12 protein-coding genes and 1 pseudogene are annotated in these 15226 nt (G+C 39.2%); 5 read left to right on the top strand and 8 right to left on the bottom strand.

Annotation, left to right across the window (positions count from 1 at the left end; genetic code table 11):
* The coding region (locus KDK67_RS03880) for a hypothetical protein (RefSeq protein WP_250867520.1) at positions 1 to 824 on the bottom strand (824 nt) is incomplete at its 3' end.
* Positions 825 to 1535: 711 nt separating this feature from the next.
* On the opposite strand from KDK67_RS03880, the pseudogene KDK67_RS03875 reads away from it, so the two are divergent.
* A pseudogene (locus KDK67_RS03875) lies at positions 1536 to 1697 on the top strand (IS5/IS1182 family transposase); the annotation flags it as partial.
* A gap of 188 nt (positions 1698 to 1885) precedes the next feature.
* Here the strand turns inward: KDK67_RS03875 and KDK67_RS03870 are convergent.
* The 3 genes from KDK67_RS03870 to KDK67_RS03860 form a co-directional block, all read right to left on the bottom strand.
* The gene (locus KDK67_RS03870) at positions 1886 to 2281 is read right to left on the bottom strand and encodes a Mov34/MPN/PAD-1 family protein (protein ID WP_250867519.1); all 396 of its coding nucleotides are present in this window, start codon (positions 2279 to 2281) and stop codon (positions 1886 to 1888) included.
* A 97-nt stretch (positions 2282 to 2378) separates the two neighbouring features.
* Positions 2379 to 3791 (bottom strand): TIGR00297 family protein, encoded by a 1413-nt coding sequence (locus KDK67_RS03865; protein ID WP_250867518.1) that lies wholly within the window; start codon positions 3789 to 3791, stop codon positions 2379 to 2381.
* A 53-nt stretch (positions 3792 to 3844) separates the two neighbouring features.
* Positions 3845 to 4582, bottom strand: coding sequence for a Sir2 family NAD-dependent protein deacetylase (locus KDK67_RS03860; protein WP_250867517.1), 738 nt, complete (start codon positions 4580 to 4582; stop codon positions 3845 to 3847).
* Between the two features lie 159 nt (positions 4583 to 4741).
* On the opposite strand from KDK67_RS03860, the gene KDK67_RS03855 reads away from it, so the two are divergent.
* Positions 4742 to 6004: a diaminopimelate decarboxylase gene (locus KDK67_RS03855; protein WP_250867516.1), complete on the top strand. Its 1263-nt coding sequence runs from the start codon at positions 4742 to 4744 to the stop codon at positions 6002 to 6004.
* A gap of 130 nt (positions 6005 to 6134) precedes the next feature.
* On the opposite strand, the gene KDK67_RS03850 is transcribed toward KDK67_RS03855, so the two are convergent.
* The 4 genes from KDK67_RS03850 to KDK67_RS03835 all read right to left on the bottom strand — a co-directional run bounded on the left by KDK67_RS03850 (position 6135) and on the right by KDK67_RS03835 (position 11129).
* Complete coding sequence (locus tag KDK67_RS03850) at positions 6135 to 9302, bottom strand: tetratricopeptide repeat protein (protein ID WP_250867515.1); 3168 nt, start codon at positions 9300 to 9302, stop codon at positions 6135 to 6137.
* A gap of 248 nt (positions 9303 to 9550) precedes the next feature.
* A complete protein-coding gene (locus KDK67_RS03845) occupies positions 9551 to 9847 on the bottom strand; it encodes a carboxymuconolactone decarboxylase family protein (protein WP_250867514.1) in 297 nt (98 codons plus the stop codon).
* Positions 9848 to 10074: 227 nt separating this feature from the next.
* Positions 10075 to 10356, bottom strand: coding sequence for an Sso10a family chromatin protein (locus tag KDK67_RS03840; protein ID WP_250867513.1), 282 nt, complete (start codon positions 10354 to 10356; stop codon positions 10075 to 10077).
* Positions 10353 to 11129, bottom strand: a complete 777-nt coding sequence (locus KDK67_RS03835; protein ID WP_250867512.1) for a hypothetical protein — start codon at positions 11127 to 11129, stop codon at positions 10353 to 10355. Before KDK67_RS03835 ends, KDK67_RS03840 begins: the two co-directional genes overlap by 4 nt.
* A 92-nt stretch (positions 11130 to 11221) precedes the next feature.
* Between KDK67_RS03835 and KDK67_RS03830 the strand changes: the two genes are divergently transcribed.
* The 3 genes from KDK67_RS03830 to KDK67_RS03820 are packed head-to-tail and all read left to right on the top strand — an operon-like array spanning position 11222 to position 14569.
* The gene (locus KDK67_RS03830; protein WP_250867511.1) at positions 11222 to 11959 is read left to right on the top strand and encodes an ABC transporter ATP-binding protein; all 738 of its coding nucleotides are present in this window, start codon (positions 11222 to 11224) and stop codon (positions 11957 to 11959) included.
* A 17-nt stretch (positions 11960 to 11976) separates the two neighbouring features.
* Positions 11977 to 13236 carry a COG1361 S-layer family protein gene (locus tag KDK67_RS03825; protein ID WP_250867510.1) on the top strand — a complete coding sequence of 420 codons (1260 nt, stop codon included), beginning with the start codon at positions 11977 to 11979 and terminating at the stop codon, positions 13234 to 13236.
* Between the two features lie 25 nt (positions 13237 to 13261).
* Complete coding sequence (locus KDK67_RS03820; protein WP_250867509.1) at positions 13262 to 14569, top strand: ABC transporter permease; 1308 nt, start codon at positions 13262 to 13264, stop codon at positions 14567 to 14569.
* The last annotated feature ends 657 nt before the right edge of the window (positions 14570 to 15226 follow it).

Here is a 15226-nt window from a genome sequence, read left to right as displayed (position 1 = left end):
ACAGTCTCAACAACATCTAAGTTGTCCAGATCCTCTGGCATAACCTTGGTGTTAGGCTCGTAATTTGTGTGCCATTCAGAAAGACGAATATCACCGGCGGTAATAATATCTTGACCAACACCATTTACATCGGGTTCCATGTCAACATATACATAGCCGTGGATTGTCTTTACAATCGTAGCATTTGATTCATAAAGTACAAAAGTAGTTTCTTGGTCACATTGTTCAACTGGGGTGCCACATGGCTTTTCCCAGCAACATTTTATATCTTCTGCAGCAACAGGAATTGGACATTCACCATCTGCAACCTTGACACTCAGACCTTCATTAAGTCCGATAAGATGCACAGCTGCATTAAAGTTCAGAGAATTTGGTACAAGCACTACAGGACCATCGAATGTTATTGTAATAGGACCAAGGGTCTTTTCACTGGTAACAAAACCAACAGTTGTATTGAGATTACCAAATTCAGCAGAAAAGCTGTCAACCCCAGTCAGTGTTCGATTTGCACCAGTGATACCAGTTACATTGGCTTCAGTAAGCCCTACGGTGTTCAAGCCAAATGTTTTGATACTAGTAGTATTTGAAAGGTATGTCGGGGATAAAAATATAACTTCTACAGTTACGTTATTACCGTCAACGATCACACCAACATCCACATCCCCGCATGAAAGTGTGTCCTTTGGATATGTCAAGTTATATAGTTCACTTGCACTTGCCGCACTTGCCTCTGCCCAGCAACATTCATCTGCAGGTTGTGCAACTGCTATACCAGACATAGCAAGGCATAACATTGCAACAATAAGAATTGTTCTAATTTGCATTCCCTTTTCCTCCTACTTCAGATTTCGTTTCATTCAGAGCGGCTAAAATGGATGCAGTTTACCTAGACATTTTGTATGTCCCGGTGAAAAGTCTTTTTGATCCTCCACTAAGGAAGCAAATATATCAAATACAGTAAACACTCTCGCAACGTACCAAATTACGATGCCAAACTGCACCATACCCCACCCCTAATTACTAAGTTGTACTACGTGGGAAATGAATTTATAAGAACATAAAATTAGGACGGTAGGTAAGTAACATTGCTATGGGTCTAAACTTTTTTTGCATATGGTTCCAATTACAATTGGATGGATGCGGAGTAGCATCTTTGTTTGTTAAAGAAAGCGGCCAAAATGGATGCATCTTACCTGGACATTTTGTATGTCTCGGTGAAATGTCTTTTTGATCCTCCACTAAGGAGGCAAATATATCAAATACAGTAAACACTCTCGCAACGTACCAAATTACGATAGCCAAAACTGTACCATACCCGTACCACTACATTACTAAGTTGTACTACGTGGGATATGAACTTCTAAGAACACAAAATTAGGACGGTAGGTAAGTACCATTGGTAAGGGTCTAAACTTTTTTTGCATATGGTTCCAATTACAATTGGATGGATGCGGAGTAGCATCTTTGTTTGTTAAAGAAATTTTCGATAAACCCCCCACAAAAAATGCACAGTTTATACAATATTGGAATAAGCTATTAGTAGACCCTTAAGTAATTTTGATTTTAAAAAAGAGTACAAGCGTCTTGAAAATCTCGGTAACAAGCTATCTGAGATCGAATCTCCCATAGATTGAAGAACATTTAGTTCGATCATAGCAGAAATGTACAACAGCAAAACGTTAGGCGCCAGACCAAATTCGGGATTTCGCTAGATTCAGTTTAAACTCGTATAAACGACATCATACGCTACATTTATAGGTGATGAAATTTCCCCTGCATGAATTTTTAATTGTAAAAAATATCTATTTCTCGATTTGAATTAGATCTTACAATTCGAGATCCCATACTTCGGTTTCATTTCTTCTTAAAACATATGGGTGACACTTCAAAGAATATCTTCATCATCCAGTTTAACATCCAGTACTGGAAGTTCTACAGGTTCACCATCTGCATTGTAACACTGCCAGCTATTTTCATCGTATGGATAACCAACAATGATATGACAGTTACCTGTTTTACCAAATAGCCTCAGGTCTGCATCAGATGGCCTTATGTTCGGCCCTGGATGGCTGTGAACCGAACCGACAGAGGAAACATTAGGCATCATAAAGAGCTTTATGACAGCATTTATCTCGCTGGACTCGGTTCCGGGTAGTATGAGGATCTCTGTGATCACACCGTCCTTTTCCTGTAACAAACCGGCAAATTCATTCGGTGAGGATGATTCGCTCACTTTTAGAATGAAATCCAGAGTGTCCCTGGCAATACCTTTTATTTTCATAGTTAGAAATTGTTTCAGAAGATATTTGAACTTTGCTGAATCATTGTAAAAAATATGATCTGCTTAGAATACAATTTCATTGTAACATTGATCCTTATTAGAACAATAGCAAATACATTCCTGCAGAAATAATTGCACCTGCAAAAGTAGCAACGAAATTTACACCACTATTGGTTAACAAGCCCCTGCTCTGCAGTGTTGCCCCAAGCAGACTGTCGATGTTCGTGCCCAAAAATCCTCCAGCGACCGTTATGACCAGGGCTGCATAAAAACTGTCGACCATTGCGAACATGATCGCGAAAATTGCGATTATTGCCGACCCGCCGATCGATGAGAGCTCACCAAGTAATGTCACCCCGCCGTCAATACCGGTTTGCACGGGTTTCAGAGTTGTTATCATCCTTGGTTGCTGTTGTGCCGTCGTACCGATCTCACTTGCAAGAGTATCGCCAGCAGCTGTTGCTACTGTGCCAAGATATGCAAATATGATCAGTTCGCTGTACTGGGGATAGATACCATATGCAATAGCAAGTATAAGGGCGGCTGTACTGTTACTGAACACATTTTCGTATGTTCGAACCCCACCCTTTCCTTCTGCGATACCCATTGATTCCTTGAGCTTGTACTTATATTTAGTAAAAATACCGCCAAGAATGAAAAATGTCAGAAGGAGTATGAACCAGTAGATGTTACTAAATGCGATTATCAGTACACCTATAAGGGTTGCACTAAGGGAAGCAGAGATGTCAGCTATCTTTGCATAATATGCGAGATAACCGAGGAACATCGAAAAGAGAAGTGCGAACAGTATCTGGTTCGTTGGGATCGAATATCCAAACGAGAAGAAAAGCCACATTGCCATACCTGAGCCAAGTGGGATAGATATGTTCTTATCTATCTTTGAAGGGATCGATTCGAACAATCCGGCAGTTATTGAACCTATAACTGCCACGAAGAATACCATATTGTAGGATATGTTCGCACCCTGCCAGTAGACTATCCAAAAACCAGCCAGTGATGCAAAGATTATTCCAACTATAAGCATCGTAATGCTTGAGGGTATGAAATTGATCCTCACCTCATCATTTTTTAGGTCCCTTTCCGGAGATTTCCCCTTCATAAAAGACATGTATGTTGATTCCTTATGACAGCGAACCACCGTTGCAGAACCTAACCCTATCGTTGAGATGGCAACGACCTGTCCTATTACGAATATCGGATAGTTGCAGGCAAAGGAATCAAGTACGAAACTTACCAGGAACAGTATTAGGATCGAAGCGACAAATGCCTGTGTTGATCTCGTCCTTAGCATCGTGTCAAGCCCTTTCAATAGATGTGGCTTGATTTCAAGATACCTGAAAGCTATAAGCATAACCAGAAATATGATTATCAGAACATTAACCTTAAGAAAAGGGAATGCAAGGAACGTGAACATGAAGATCATCGACAGTACCAACTGACCGTGTGCACATGGATCGTTCCGTTTGATAAAATCCGGTATCAAATTCATCTTGGTGTCCTATATTGCAGGTATATTATTATAGTTTATTGATTAAAATTTTATCAAAGGTCAATATAGAAATGTTCTGCAATGGAAACGAACACACCTCCAAGGTCTTTGTATAGCCCTATTGCATATCCATCAAGGGGTGTTTCCATATTGTTCACAATAACAAGATGTCCCCCATTTTTGATTGTGTAAAGTGGCAAACTGGCAGCAGGTTGAACCACAAGGGTCGATCCGAGAACCAATAGAAGATCAGCCTTTGAACTTTCTTCGATTGCTTTTTCAATTACATCCTGCTTTAGCATTTCCCCATAGAAAATAATCTCAGGCTTTATCAGTCCTCCACATTCGTTACAGGTCGGGACATCTTCTGTTCTAAGCAGGACTGCAATATATTCGTAAGTATATTTCTTTCCGCAGGCAAGACAGGAATGTTCTTGTGGAGAACCATGGACTTCAATGACGTTCTTTGAACCAGCCTTCTGGTGCAACATGTCAATATTTTGGGTTATTATAGTTTTTATTATCCCTCGCCTTTCAAGTTCAGAGAGCACCCTATGTACGATACTTGGTTGTCTGTGTTTAAGATCGTAGATGAGATCCTTTGAATGTCCGTAAAAATATGATGGTTCTTTCTTGAAGTGATCGATCGAGAAAATGAGGTCAGCATCAAATTCATTATATATTCCGGAACTTCCCCGAAAGTCCGATATACCTGAAAATGTTGATACTCCTGCACCTGTAAGGACAACACAATAGCTGGAGTTTTCCAGAAGGCTGAATAACTCTTTCATAGATAGATTCCAACTTTCATCATATAAAAATCATTATAGCACCTGCATATGTTGTCCTATTACTTTCTCTCTTGACCGGAAACAATTTTCTTATCGAAAATAGTATTAACTTTAAAGTTAGTAGAGTGCTTCAGAAACAATAAAGGAGACTTAAAGGACATGGTATCAAAGACACTTCCATTCACAAAAGAACAGATACTGGAAATAAAGGAACAGTTTCCAACCCCATTCCATATCTATGATGAAAAAGCGATCATAGCCAATGCAAGAAAACTCAAAGATGCTTTTAGTATAGTAGAAGGCTTCCAGGAGTTCTTTGCTGTTAAGGCACTCCCAAACCCCTATATCCTCAAGGTACTGAAAAAAGAAGGCTTTGGTGCTGATTGCAGTTCACTTCCTGAGCTTCTGCTCGCAGAGAAGACAGGTATTGTTGGCGAGGATATTATGTTCAGTTCCAACGATACTCCTGCAGAGGAATTTGTCAAGGCCAAAGAACTTGGAGCGATCATTAATCTTGATGATATCAGTCATATCGAGTTCCTTGAAAAAGAAGCGGGGCTTCCTGAGCTTGTTTGTTTCAGGTTCAATCCCGGCCCATTGAAGGGAGGTAATGCATTCATTGGAAATCCAGAAGAAGCAAAGTATGGATTTACAAAAGAGCAGCTCTTTGAGGGATACAGAATTCTGAAAGAAAAAGGTGTCAAGCGTTTTGGCCTTCACACAATGGTGGCATCGAACGAACTCGAACCATCATATTTTGTTGAAACGGCAAAATTGCTCTTTGAAGTTATAGTTGAGATCTCAAAAGAGCTTGATATTCGTTTCGATTTCGTCAATCTTGGTGGCGGAATAGGTATTCCTTACAGGCCAGACCAGGAAGCTGTTCCTTATGACGTCATTGCAGAAGGTGTCCGTGATGAATATGAGAAGAGCATCAAGGCGAACGGTCTTGACCCGTTGAAGATATACCTTGAGTGCGGCAGGACGATCACAGGTCCTTATGGCTATCTTGTCACTGAAGTAAGGCACCTTAAGCATATCTACAAGGATTATGTCGGTACCGATGCATGCATGGCAAATCTCATGAGACCGGGGCTTTACGGTGCTTACCACCACATAACCGTTCTTGGAAAGGAGAACGAACCGGAAGACCATCTCTATGATGTTACAGGTTCCCTTTGTGAGAACAACGATAAGTTCGCAATTGACAGAATGCTCCCTGAAATAGAGCGTGGAGACCTTCTTGTGATCCATGATTCCGGGGCTCACGGACATGCAATGGGATTCAACTACAACGGTAAGCTCCGCTCTGCTGAATTATTGTTAAGAGAGGACAGCAGCATTGTCCAGATCAGAAGAGCAGAAACAATTGAAGATTACTTTGCAACCCTTGACCTTGATGGTCTTGAGGATTTCAGCTGAACTTAGATGAAGCGATGCATATCCTGAAAACTCAATTTCAGGATATGCCTTTTCTTTTTTGTTCTCTTTTATTTTAGTTATCAGAAAAGGTGGTCTTTGCTTTAAAAAAAAGGAATGGACCTTTGAGATCTCATTCCTTTACTGAATTTGTTTCCAGCAGGTCTTCACCATCATACCATCTGCTTGGCAGTTCATACACGATCGCTGGATCATATTCGTCCGGCGTAAAGAACTTTGTTCCCCTGTCGTCAAGCGCTGCTATGAAGTCAGGATCAAGTGCTTCCAATTTCTTGCGTTCAGTTTCCGCGGAAACCGATTGTCCTACCCTGTAATGTGCAAACCTTTTGTTATACATTGCAGAAGCTGCATTTGGATCGATGGCTAGTGCCTTTTTATAGTATGTGATAGCTGCTTCCACATCCCCATCTATATTGCCGATATATCCGAGGTTATACCACGCAGTGATACTATTTGGCTGCAATTCGACAGCTTTAAGGTAGAACTGTGTCGAACCTGCGTAACTACTTGTCAGATAAGCCAAATTTCCTTTATTGTACCATGCAGCAGCATCGTATGGATTTACTGCAATTACCTTATCGTAGTGGTCCATTGCACCAATATAATCTCCAAGCATATATAGGTTGAAACCTTTCCTGCTCAATGCGAGACTGTTCGCCGGGTCATTTGCCAGAACGATATCGTAGCAATCATTCGCATCCTTGTAAAGCCCAAGCTTTTCGTAAACATTGCCTTTCTTCATAAGCACCGATGAATCGTTTACTTGCAACATCAATACTTCATTATAGTTGGCGATCGCATTTTCAAAGCTTCCAAGACCCTCAAGTGCAAGAGACTGTTCAAGTAGCACTTCAATGTTCTGTGGATCTGATACAAGGAACTTATCATAGGAATACACAGCCTCCTCGAAATTTCCAAGATTATAGGAAGCAACTCCTCTCAGATACCATGCTTCAGTGTTACCTTTATCGATCTTTAGAAGTTTGTTGTAAGAGGCCAGTGAACTTCCATAAAGACCGATCTTATCATAAGCTTGGCCTTTATGGAGCAATGCGGTCTTGTTTTCCGGATCGATCTTCAAAAGGCTGTCATAAGCCTGGATCGCATAATAATAATTACTTGACTTGTAGACGTTCTGTGCGAGAGCGAACCATGCAGCTTTATACCCACTGTCGATATCAACGGCTTTTTCGTAATTGTTTATTGCTCTGGATCCATCCCCAAGCATTTCATATGTTTGCCCTCTCATATACCAAGTGGTACTGGAGTTTGGCTTGATCAATATCGCTTTATTATATGCTGACAGAGCATCACTATAACTTCCTGTTGCAAATAAAGAACCACCTTTGGCAACCCATGCATCGTGTCCATCGGGAACAATACCGATAAGATCAATATCTTTCTGTTCCATTATGGCTTTATCATAATCACTAATACCTGAGATACTCTTTATGATCTCAAAAATGTCTATAATAGGACTTATATCCTGTTTTGGAATAGTAGATGAATGATCTAATCTTTCAACTCGACTGATATCTGCCTCCATCTGGAAACTTGCAGCAGAGTTGGAACCATCTAATGAAATAGCAGTACTGTAGCTTCCGATCGCATCTTGATACGAACCGAGCTTATCAAGGGCCCTTCCCTTTCTATAGTAGGCATCAGCAAAAGTAGGGTTCTGTCCAATAACCTGATCATATGCAGCAATTGCTTCACTATGTTCATCCATATGGGCAAGATCAAGACCAAGTGCATACCATGCAAGAGTGAACTGTGGGTCGAGTTCTACAGCTTCTTTGTAACAGGAAACAGCTTCTGAATACCTTCCAGTAGTATCAAGGTCATATCCTTTCTGATACCACACATTTGCACAGGATGAGTCTCTTTTCAATGCTTCAGTATAACATATGATAGCACCATTATAATTTCCTAATTTGTCGAGTGCAATAGCTTTTTTATACCATACGATCGCATGATTTGGATCATTTTCAAGAACTTTTTCAAAACTAAGGACCGCTTCATCATAGTCTTCTAGTTCAAGATAAAGAGTACCTTTGTCGTACCATATCTTTGCAGAATCACTATTAAATGAAGGGGGGGCCACAAATGATCCAGCAAGCTGACTGGTGTTCAAGCTTGCTATTGCTGGATTGGATGCATATATTTTAGCAATGTTGTCCGGATTGATCTTCAATGCACTATCATAACTGACCAGTGCTTCATCGAACCTTCCCATTTTATTGAGAACAAGTCCCTTTTTGTGCCATGCATCAAGATTGTCAGGATCGAGTAATAGAACCTGTTCAAAACTGTTTATTGCTTCGAAATAATTGCCAGTAGCTTCAAGTGCAACCCCAAGGTTGAACCATGCTTCTGCGTTGTAAAGATCAAGAACAAGTACTTCCTCATAAGAGACAATAGCATCTTCCTTTTTATCGAGCTTGTCATAGTCAAGCGCCTTGTTCCACCATGCATTCACATCGTTGGGACCGAACTCTATCGCTTTGTCATAGGATACAATAGCTTCTTCATAGAGACCAAGACTATCATATGCCTGCCCTCTTGAGTACCAGATGGTCGTATTATCAGGATCGACCTGTAGTGCTTCATCATAAAGTTCAACAGCTTGTTCCGACTTACCATCTTCTGCGAAGTCAAGACCTTTTTCATAAAGAGTTGTTGAATGCTCAAGCTGTATCTCAATGAATTGTTCATAAAGTTGAATTGCTTCCTCATTCCTTCCAAGTCCTTCAAGAGACTTGGCTTTATGATACAGTATCATTGATTCGTCAACTCCAATCTCTTCTACAATAGAAGTTGTGGAAGTTGTAGAAGTTGTAGAAGTTGATCCGTTCAATTCGCTTGTTTCATTCAGAGTGATGCTTGAGATATATCTAGTAAGATACATAAGAGCTCTATCATATGTTTCAATAGCAGCTCCATAATCTCCTTTTTTTTCCAGTGCTATGCCTTTTTTAGTAAGAATCAGTGGAGATTCAGGTTGTAACTTTAGAATATGATCGTAAGTGATGATAGACCCTTCATAGTCACCTAAAAGAAATTGGGCTGCTGCCTTATTTTCAAGTGCAACTCGGGAATCGGGATCGGATACAAGTGCAAGATCGTATTTCGCAATGGCCCTATCATAGGTTCCATTCAATGTCAGAGCTACCCCTTCATCATTGAAGGATCTGGCATCATACCCCATACATTGAGCAGGAATACTTGTTGCTAATATTATAGAAGTAATTATAACCAGACTAAATGCCGATTTATTCATTAATGTACCACCTCAAGATAAAAATAAATCACAGATATCTCTTACTTTTTCATATATAAATATTATTATTGATCAAACGTTTCAATCCTCTAAAATATTATATAGATCTCATTTGTCTCTTTTTAAAAAAATTATAAAATATATATGTAATATTTATTTTATGAGTGCATACAGAACTACACAACACGATCAGAAACCACTAAAGCCTGATCATTTCATTAAAAATATAATCGTCCTACTTTTATTTATCACTCTTCTGTACCATCAAGTATTTCGTCATATGCATCTGTCCAGTGTAATTGCGATCCGGCCGCTATGAACATTGCAATGGAGATCGATTCAGCTATTTCTTCTTCAGTTGCACCCTTCTCTTTTGCCCTTTCTGAATGGATCTTCACACATTTTTCGCAACGCATAAGGACTGCTGATGCAACTGCAATCAGTTCTTTTGTTTTTATGTCAAGCGCGTTTGCCCTGAATATAGCAGATCGCAGATCTCCAAAGGCTTTAGAAGCTTCTGGCATTTTATCATCTAAGAATGTCATATATAGACCTCCATAATTACGATTATTTCAATTATTGTTTTTTTCGATAGTGAACATATGACTTTGCATATAACTTATACATAGCTTTTTCCACCATCATGTTTTGGAAATCAATACTGATAGAAATATTGTATCTACATACTAGTACATGTTCTCAGAACTTTAATTTTTTTGAAGGAGGATGCATAAATACATATCAGAGCGATTTTAAAAAAGGTATGCGTTATTCAGAGACCAAAATCTGCAAGGAAATTCACAAAATCCTGATATTTATCCAGAAAAGCTCTCCCCTTATCTGTAAGCGAATATATCTTCCTTTTTTCCCTATAGGGTTTGGCTTCAATAAGCCCCTTCTTTTCAAGATCATTAACATATTCTTCGAACATCTGGAAAGAAAGATTTGAGAACCTTTGGAGTTTTGTTGGACTGATAGAGTTATTGGATTCGCGTATAACTTTGAGAATATCCCTTATAATCTCCAGACGGCTTCTTTTCTGGAAAGGTTTCATATTGTTAGAATGCGACTCCATTTTCTAATACCTTTAAGGATAATTATGTAAGCGGTAATTGTAAGCCCATTTATAAAAATTGTTGCAATGCTGGACTCTGCTATGAGGTCTGCAAAAATCCCCAAAAAATTCAATGTAAAAAGCATGATAAGCCCTAGATAATATGGATGCTTTATTGACCCCATCCTTCCGGAAGACCTAAGATTGCTCTTAATTAATAATAGTATCAAAGCAAAAATTAAACCTTTATAGACCATTCCCATTGCAAATCCATATGCTTCGCTCAATAAACTATAGATTATCAGATCTATGAATACAAAGAACATCAGACCTATGAAAAATAATGCTTTGATTACCCTCTTTGTCGAGATGGAATCAAAATGCCTCCATGTAATTGTGTAAAGCAATTCAGACCTGGCTATCCAGAATCCAAATAAAGCAAGGACCAATGCAGGTACTCCCACAATAAGAAAAAAATATGTTCCCATTAAAATGGAGAATTTCAGCATTATAAATGAGATCACAACTGTAAGGAATGAAAGATTCCCTATTCCAAAGAATAAAAAAGCGTTCTTGAAATGTTTAAGTCCCTGATACTGACTGATAGAATATATCTTCGAGATCTCCAAGTATATCATCAATGCAAGAATTGCCATCAATGGATATGAGATCAGATCAAGTACAATATCTGTTGTACTATAGCTCGAATTTATATCGGTAGAAAGATCCAATAGCTCTTGTGGTATTGTTGAATTAAGAACACTTCGATCCATGGGTGTTACTATAAACGGGGCAATATATAAAGAAAATGTAGTTGAACTATATTTTTCAACTACCCCTTGCTTTTATATACAGTATTGATATTATGCAAGATATGACAGAACCGCTTATAGAATTTCGTGATGTCTGGAAGATATACCAAATGGGTGAAGTGCAGGTAGATGCTCTGAAAAAAGTTAGTATCGAGATAGAATACGGCGAGTTCGCTGCTATCATCGGCCCTTCCGGCAGTGGTAAATCCACAATGATGAACCTTGTAGGATGTCTTGATGTTCCTTCCGAAGGTGATATTTTCTTAAAGTCCAGAAATATAGCAGACATGACCGAGTCCGATCTTTCAACTCTCAGGGGCAAGACCATCGGTTTTGTTTTCCAGCAGTACAACCTTATTCCCGGAATGACAGCTCTTGAGAATGTCCTCCTGCCATTGGAGATACAGGAAGTTGAAGATGACATTGCTCTGGAAAAAGCAACAGAAGCCCTTGAACTTGTAGGATTGTCTGACAAACTGAACAACAGACCAAGTCAGCTTTCAGGTGGACAGCAACAACGTGTTTCAATTGCACGTTCCCTTGCCTGTGATCCTGAACTTATTCTTGCGGATGAGCCCACCGGAGCGCTGGATAGTAAGACAGGCCGTGATGTTATGGCTATTCTCTATCGACTATGGAAAGAGAAAGGTAAGACCGTAGTGATGGTAACCCACGACATGGACCTTGCACAATACGCTGCAAGACATATCGTTCTGAAGGACGGTATGGTGGTTCACGATGAGATAAATGATAATTCTTCAAAGAACGATGATCAAAATAATAATATTTGAAAAAAGGAGACCTTGTTATGAAATTAAAATTCATCCTTAAAATAATGATATTATGCGTAGTAATTACAGTGCCCTTCGTGCAAAGTGCCATGGCCATAAATGCTCTTGACAAAGGAATAATGGTAGATATGCTCAACCAGAAACCTGATCCTGTAAAACCGGGTGATGTCCTTGAAGTAAGGTATTCCATCCAGAACACCGGTTCAAGTGAAACAGGAAACCTTGTTGTTGAAGTGGTTCCAAAATATCCATTCAAGAAAGTATCAGGCTCGAACCTCATTGAAAATGTAGGAAAATTGGGAAGGCGTTATGAGGATGATAGAAGCAAGGTCGTAAAATTCGAAATGCTTGTTGATAACAATGTCAATGCAGGCCAGTATCCTCTGGAAGTGCTGGTCTATGAACAGGGCAACAAAGACAATGTCTGTATTTCCCGTGAGTTCTATATCGATGTTGATAGTGAATCAAATGCAGAGATAGAATCTATCAGCCTTGAAAAACTGGTTCCGGGCAAGAAAACGAATCTGTCATTTGTAATAAAGAATGTTGGCAATTCCCCGCTAAAGAACGCAATGTTCTCCTGGGAAAGCACAAGCGACCTTGTTTTGCCTGTCGGTTCAAGTAATGTGAAATACATCAATTTCATTGATATCGATGGGAATACAACAGTTGATTTCCAGGTGCTGACCAATGTTAACACTAAGCCTGGACTGTATAAACTTGATATGACACTCACTTATGATGATGTCGAAGAACTACAAACAATAACACAGGCTGGAACACTTGAGAACCAGAAACGTAAGACCATTGAAAGTAAAGCAGGTATCTACATTGGCGGTGGAACGGATTTCGATATCGTATTCGTCGAACAGACAATGAGTGGAGCCTATTCATTCTCAGTATCCAATATAGGTAATAATCAGGCAAGTTCAGTTACCGTTTCCATTCCTGAGCAGGACGGATGGAGTATGAGCAGTGGTTCTAATTCTGTAGTTCTGGGAAGCCTTCAAAAAAGTGATTATACCCTTGCAGATTTTGGTTTGATCCCTGACAATTATGGCGAATCCTTACCTTTGAAGTTCCAGATAGCCTATACTTCAAGTGACGGTGAAAGAGAGATACAGGACAAAGAATTGTCAGTTTATGCATCAAGACCTGATGCATCACAAAGTGCTGTTAAGAGCAAATCATCAGGGAGTGTCAACAATTTACTTATTCTGACACTTGCGCTTCTTGGTGGTGCAGGTTTTGTCCTCTATAAGAAGAAAAAGCTCTGATAGGCTAGTCCTGAGGTGTGAAAAAATGAAACCGAAAAAGATATTCAAAATCTCACTGAATATGGTCAAGGCCAACAAATTACGCAGTTGGCTGACTATCATAGGTGTTGTTATCGGTATTGCTTCTGTTATGACAGTTGTAACTACCGGCGAATATTTTCAGGATCAAGTAACGAAGACACTTGAAGATTTTGGAGGAGACACCATAACCATTGTTGCTTCCATTCCTTTTGAAATGTATGAGGATGAAGGTGTTGGCGAACCTGTGGTCGAGGATAAGGAAACGAATAAGTACATTGATGATCCCGGTTCAGAATCTCAAGCACAATTGACAAAAAAAGATGTGCAGACCCTTGAAAGAATATCTGCTATCGAATACATCAATGTAAAAGTTGATTCTGGCGCCATGCTGAGTATGGGCAATGAGGAGACATCGGTATATATAAGCGGTGTTGACCCGAAGGTCTGGTCAAAGATGACCACCGAAGATATAGGTGAGGGAAGGTTGCTTAAAGCAGGCGACAAAAACGTGGTAGTTATCTCTGATAATCTTGCCAATGAAGCATTCAAGGATAAGAAGATAAGACTTAACCAGCTTATTCTGTTGAACGGAAGATCATATCGTGTTGTCGGTATTCTTGCAAAAGGTGATGGCCTTCTTGGTGGAATGGGAGGTCTTTTCGGCAGCAGTGTTTTCATGCCATATGAGGACATGTACGTAATGGCTCAGGATGATGAATATTCGAATCTGCAAAAAGACATCTATGGCTCCATAGAAGTTAAACTCTACAAGAATGCAGAGCTACAACCTGCACTTGATGAAATGGACAAAAAGCTCAAGTTATCAAGACGTGTCAATGAGGATACAAAGGATTTCTATATATATTCCCAGCAGGAAATGATGGAAAGCACAAATAAACTGATATCAGGTCTGACCGCATTCCTTGCGTTCATTGCAGGAATCTCATTATTAGTGGGTTCTGTGGGTATTGCCAATACCATGTTCACTTCCGTACTTGAAAAGACTAAAGAGATAGGCATTATGAAGGCCATAGGTGCCAGAAATGAGGATGTTCTTCTGATATTCCTCTGCAATGCTGCATTGATAGGGCTTGTAGGCGGTTTAATAGGGATCATATTTGGAACCGCATTTGTACAAGTGATAGTGTACCTGATATCAATGCAATTGAAAATACCTTTCGTATTCACATTGAGCGTTAAGGCTACAATTGTGGCTACTCTGGTTTCCATAGGAGTTGGTCTTGTCGCAGGTTTCATGCCGGCAAAGAGTGCAGCTAAGCTGAATCCGGTGGATGCTTTGAGATATGAGTGAGAGAGATGAATTAATGATGAGAACTGAAAAACGATGAAATTCAGTTCTCATATCTTTTTTTATGATAAGTCTTTTATTTTGTATCCCAGTCCAGACATGGAATTCCATTTATTCTGAATATCTAAAGAGTTACACTTATTCCAATAATTGGTTCATTTCAAAGTTTCATTTCAAGCGAAAGGACCGATCTTGCAAAAAAAGGAAGATCAATACATCTGTATTGCAAATCCTGCAAAAGCTGCCAGAAGTATCGATACGAATAGAACAAATGGTCCATTTGATGTTTGTTTTACTACTGATTCCATGGTATTACCTCCATTGTAACTGAAAGTAACCATAATCAAATCCCTCACCCCCATGAGTAATATTTTATTAGTTCCAATGTCATATAAAATTAACTATATGATTAAGCGAGATAGAGAGATGATCAAATTAGCTCATAATTTATCTATTCTAATTTGATGATCCAATGAATTAAAACTAAAATATGTGAACTACTGAATTAATATAAAAATGTTTATATGACATAATATCGTACCTTTTTATCAAACTCAAGGACTTAGTAAACAATATTCCAGATGTGTAAAAACAAGTCATACTTATGTAACAGTATATGTTCCCTTCGAATTTTCAACAATCATGGATAATCAGGAATTG

It is taken from the genome of Methanococcoides seepicolus (genome assembly GCF_023684405.1).
Taxonomy (GTDB): domain Archaea; phylum Halobacteriota; class Methanosarcinia; order Methanosarcinales; family Methanosarcinaceae; genus Methanococcoides; species Methanococcoides seepicolus.
Note: the sequence above shows the minus strand (reverse complement) of the source record. Positions and strands in the feature narration are given on the sequence as shown.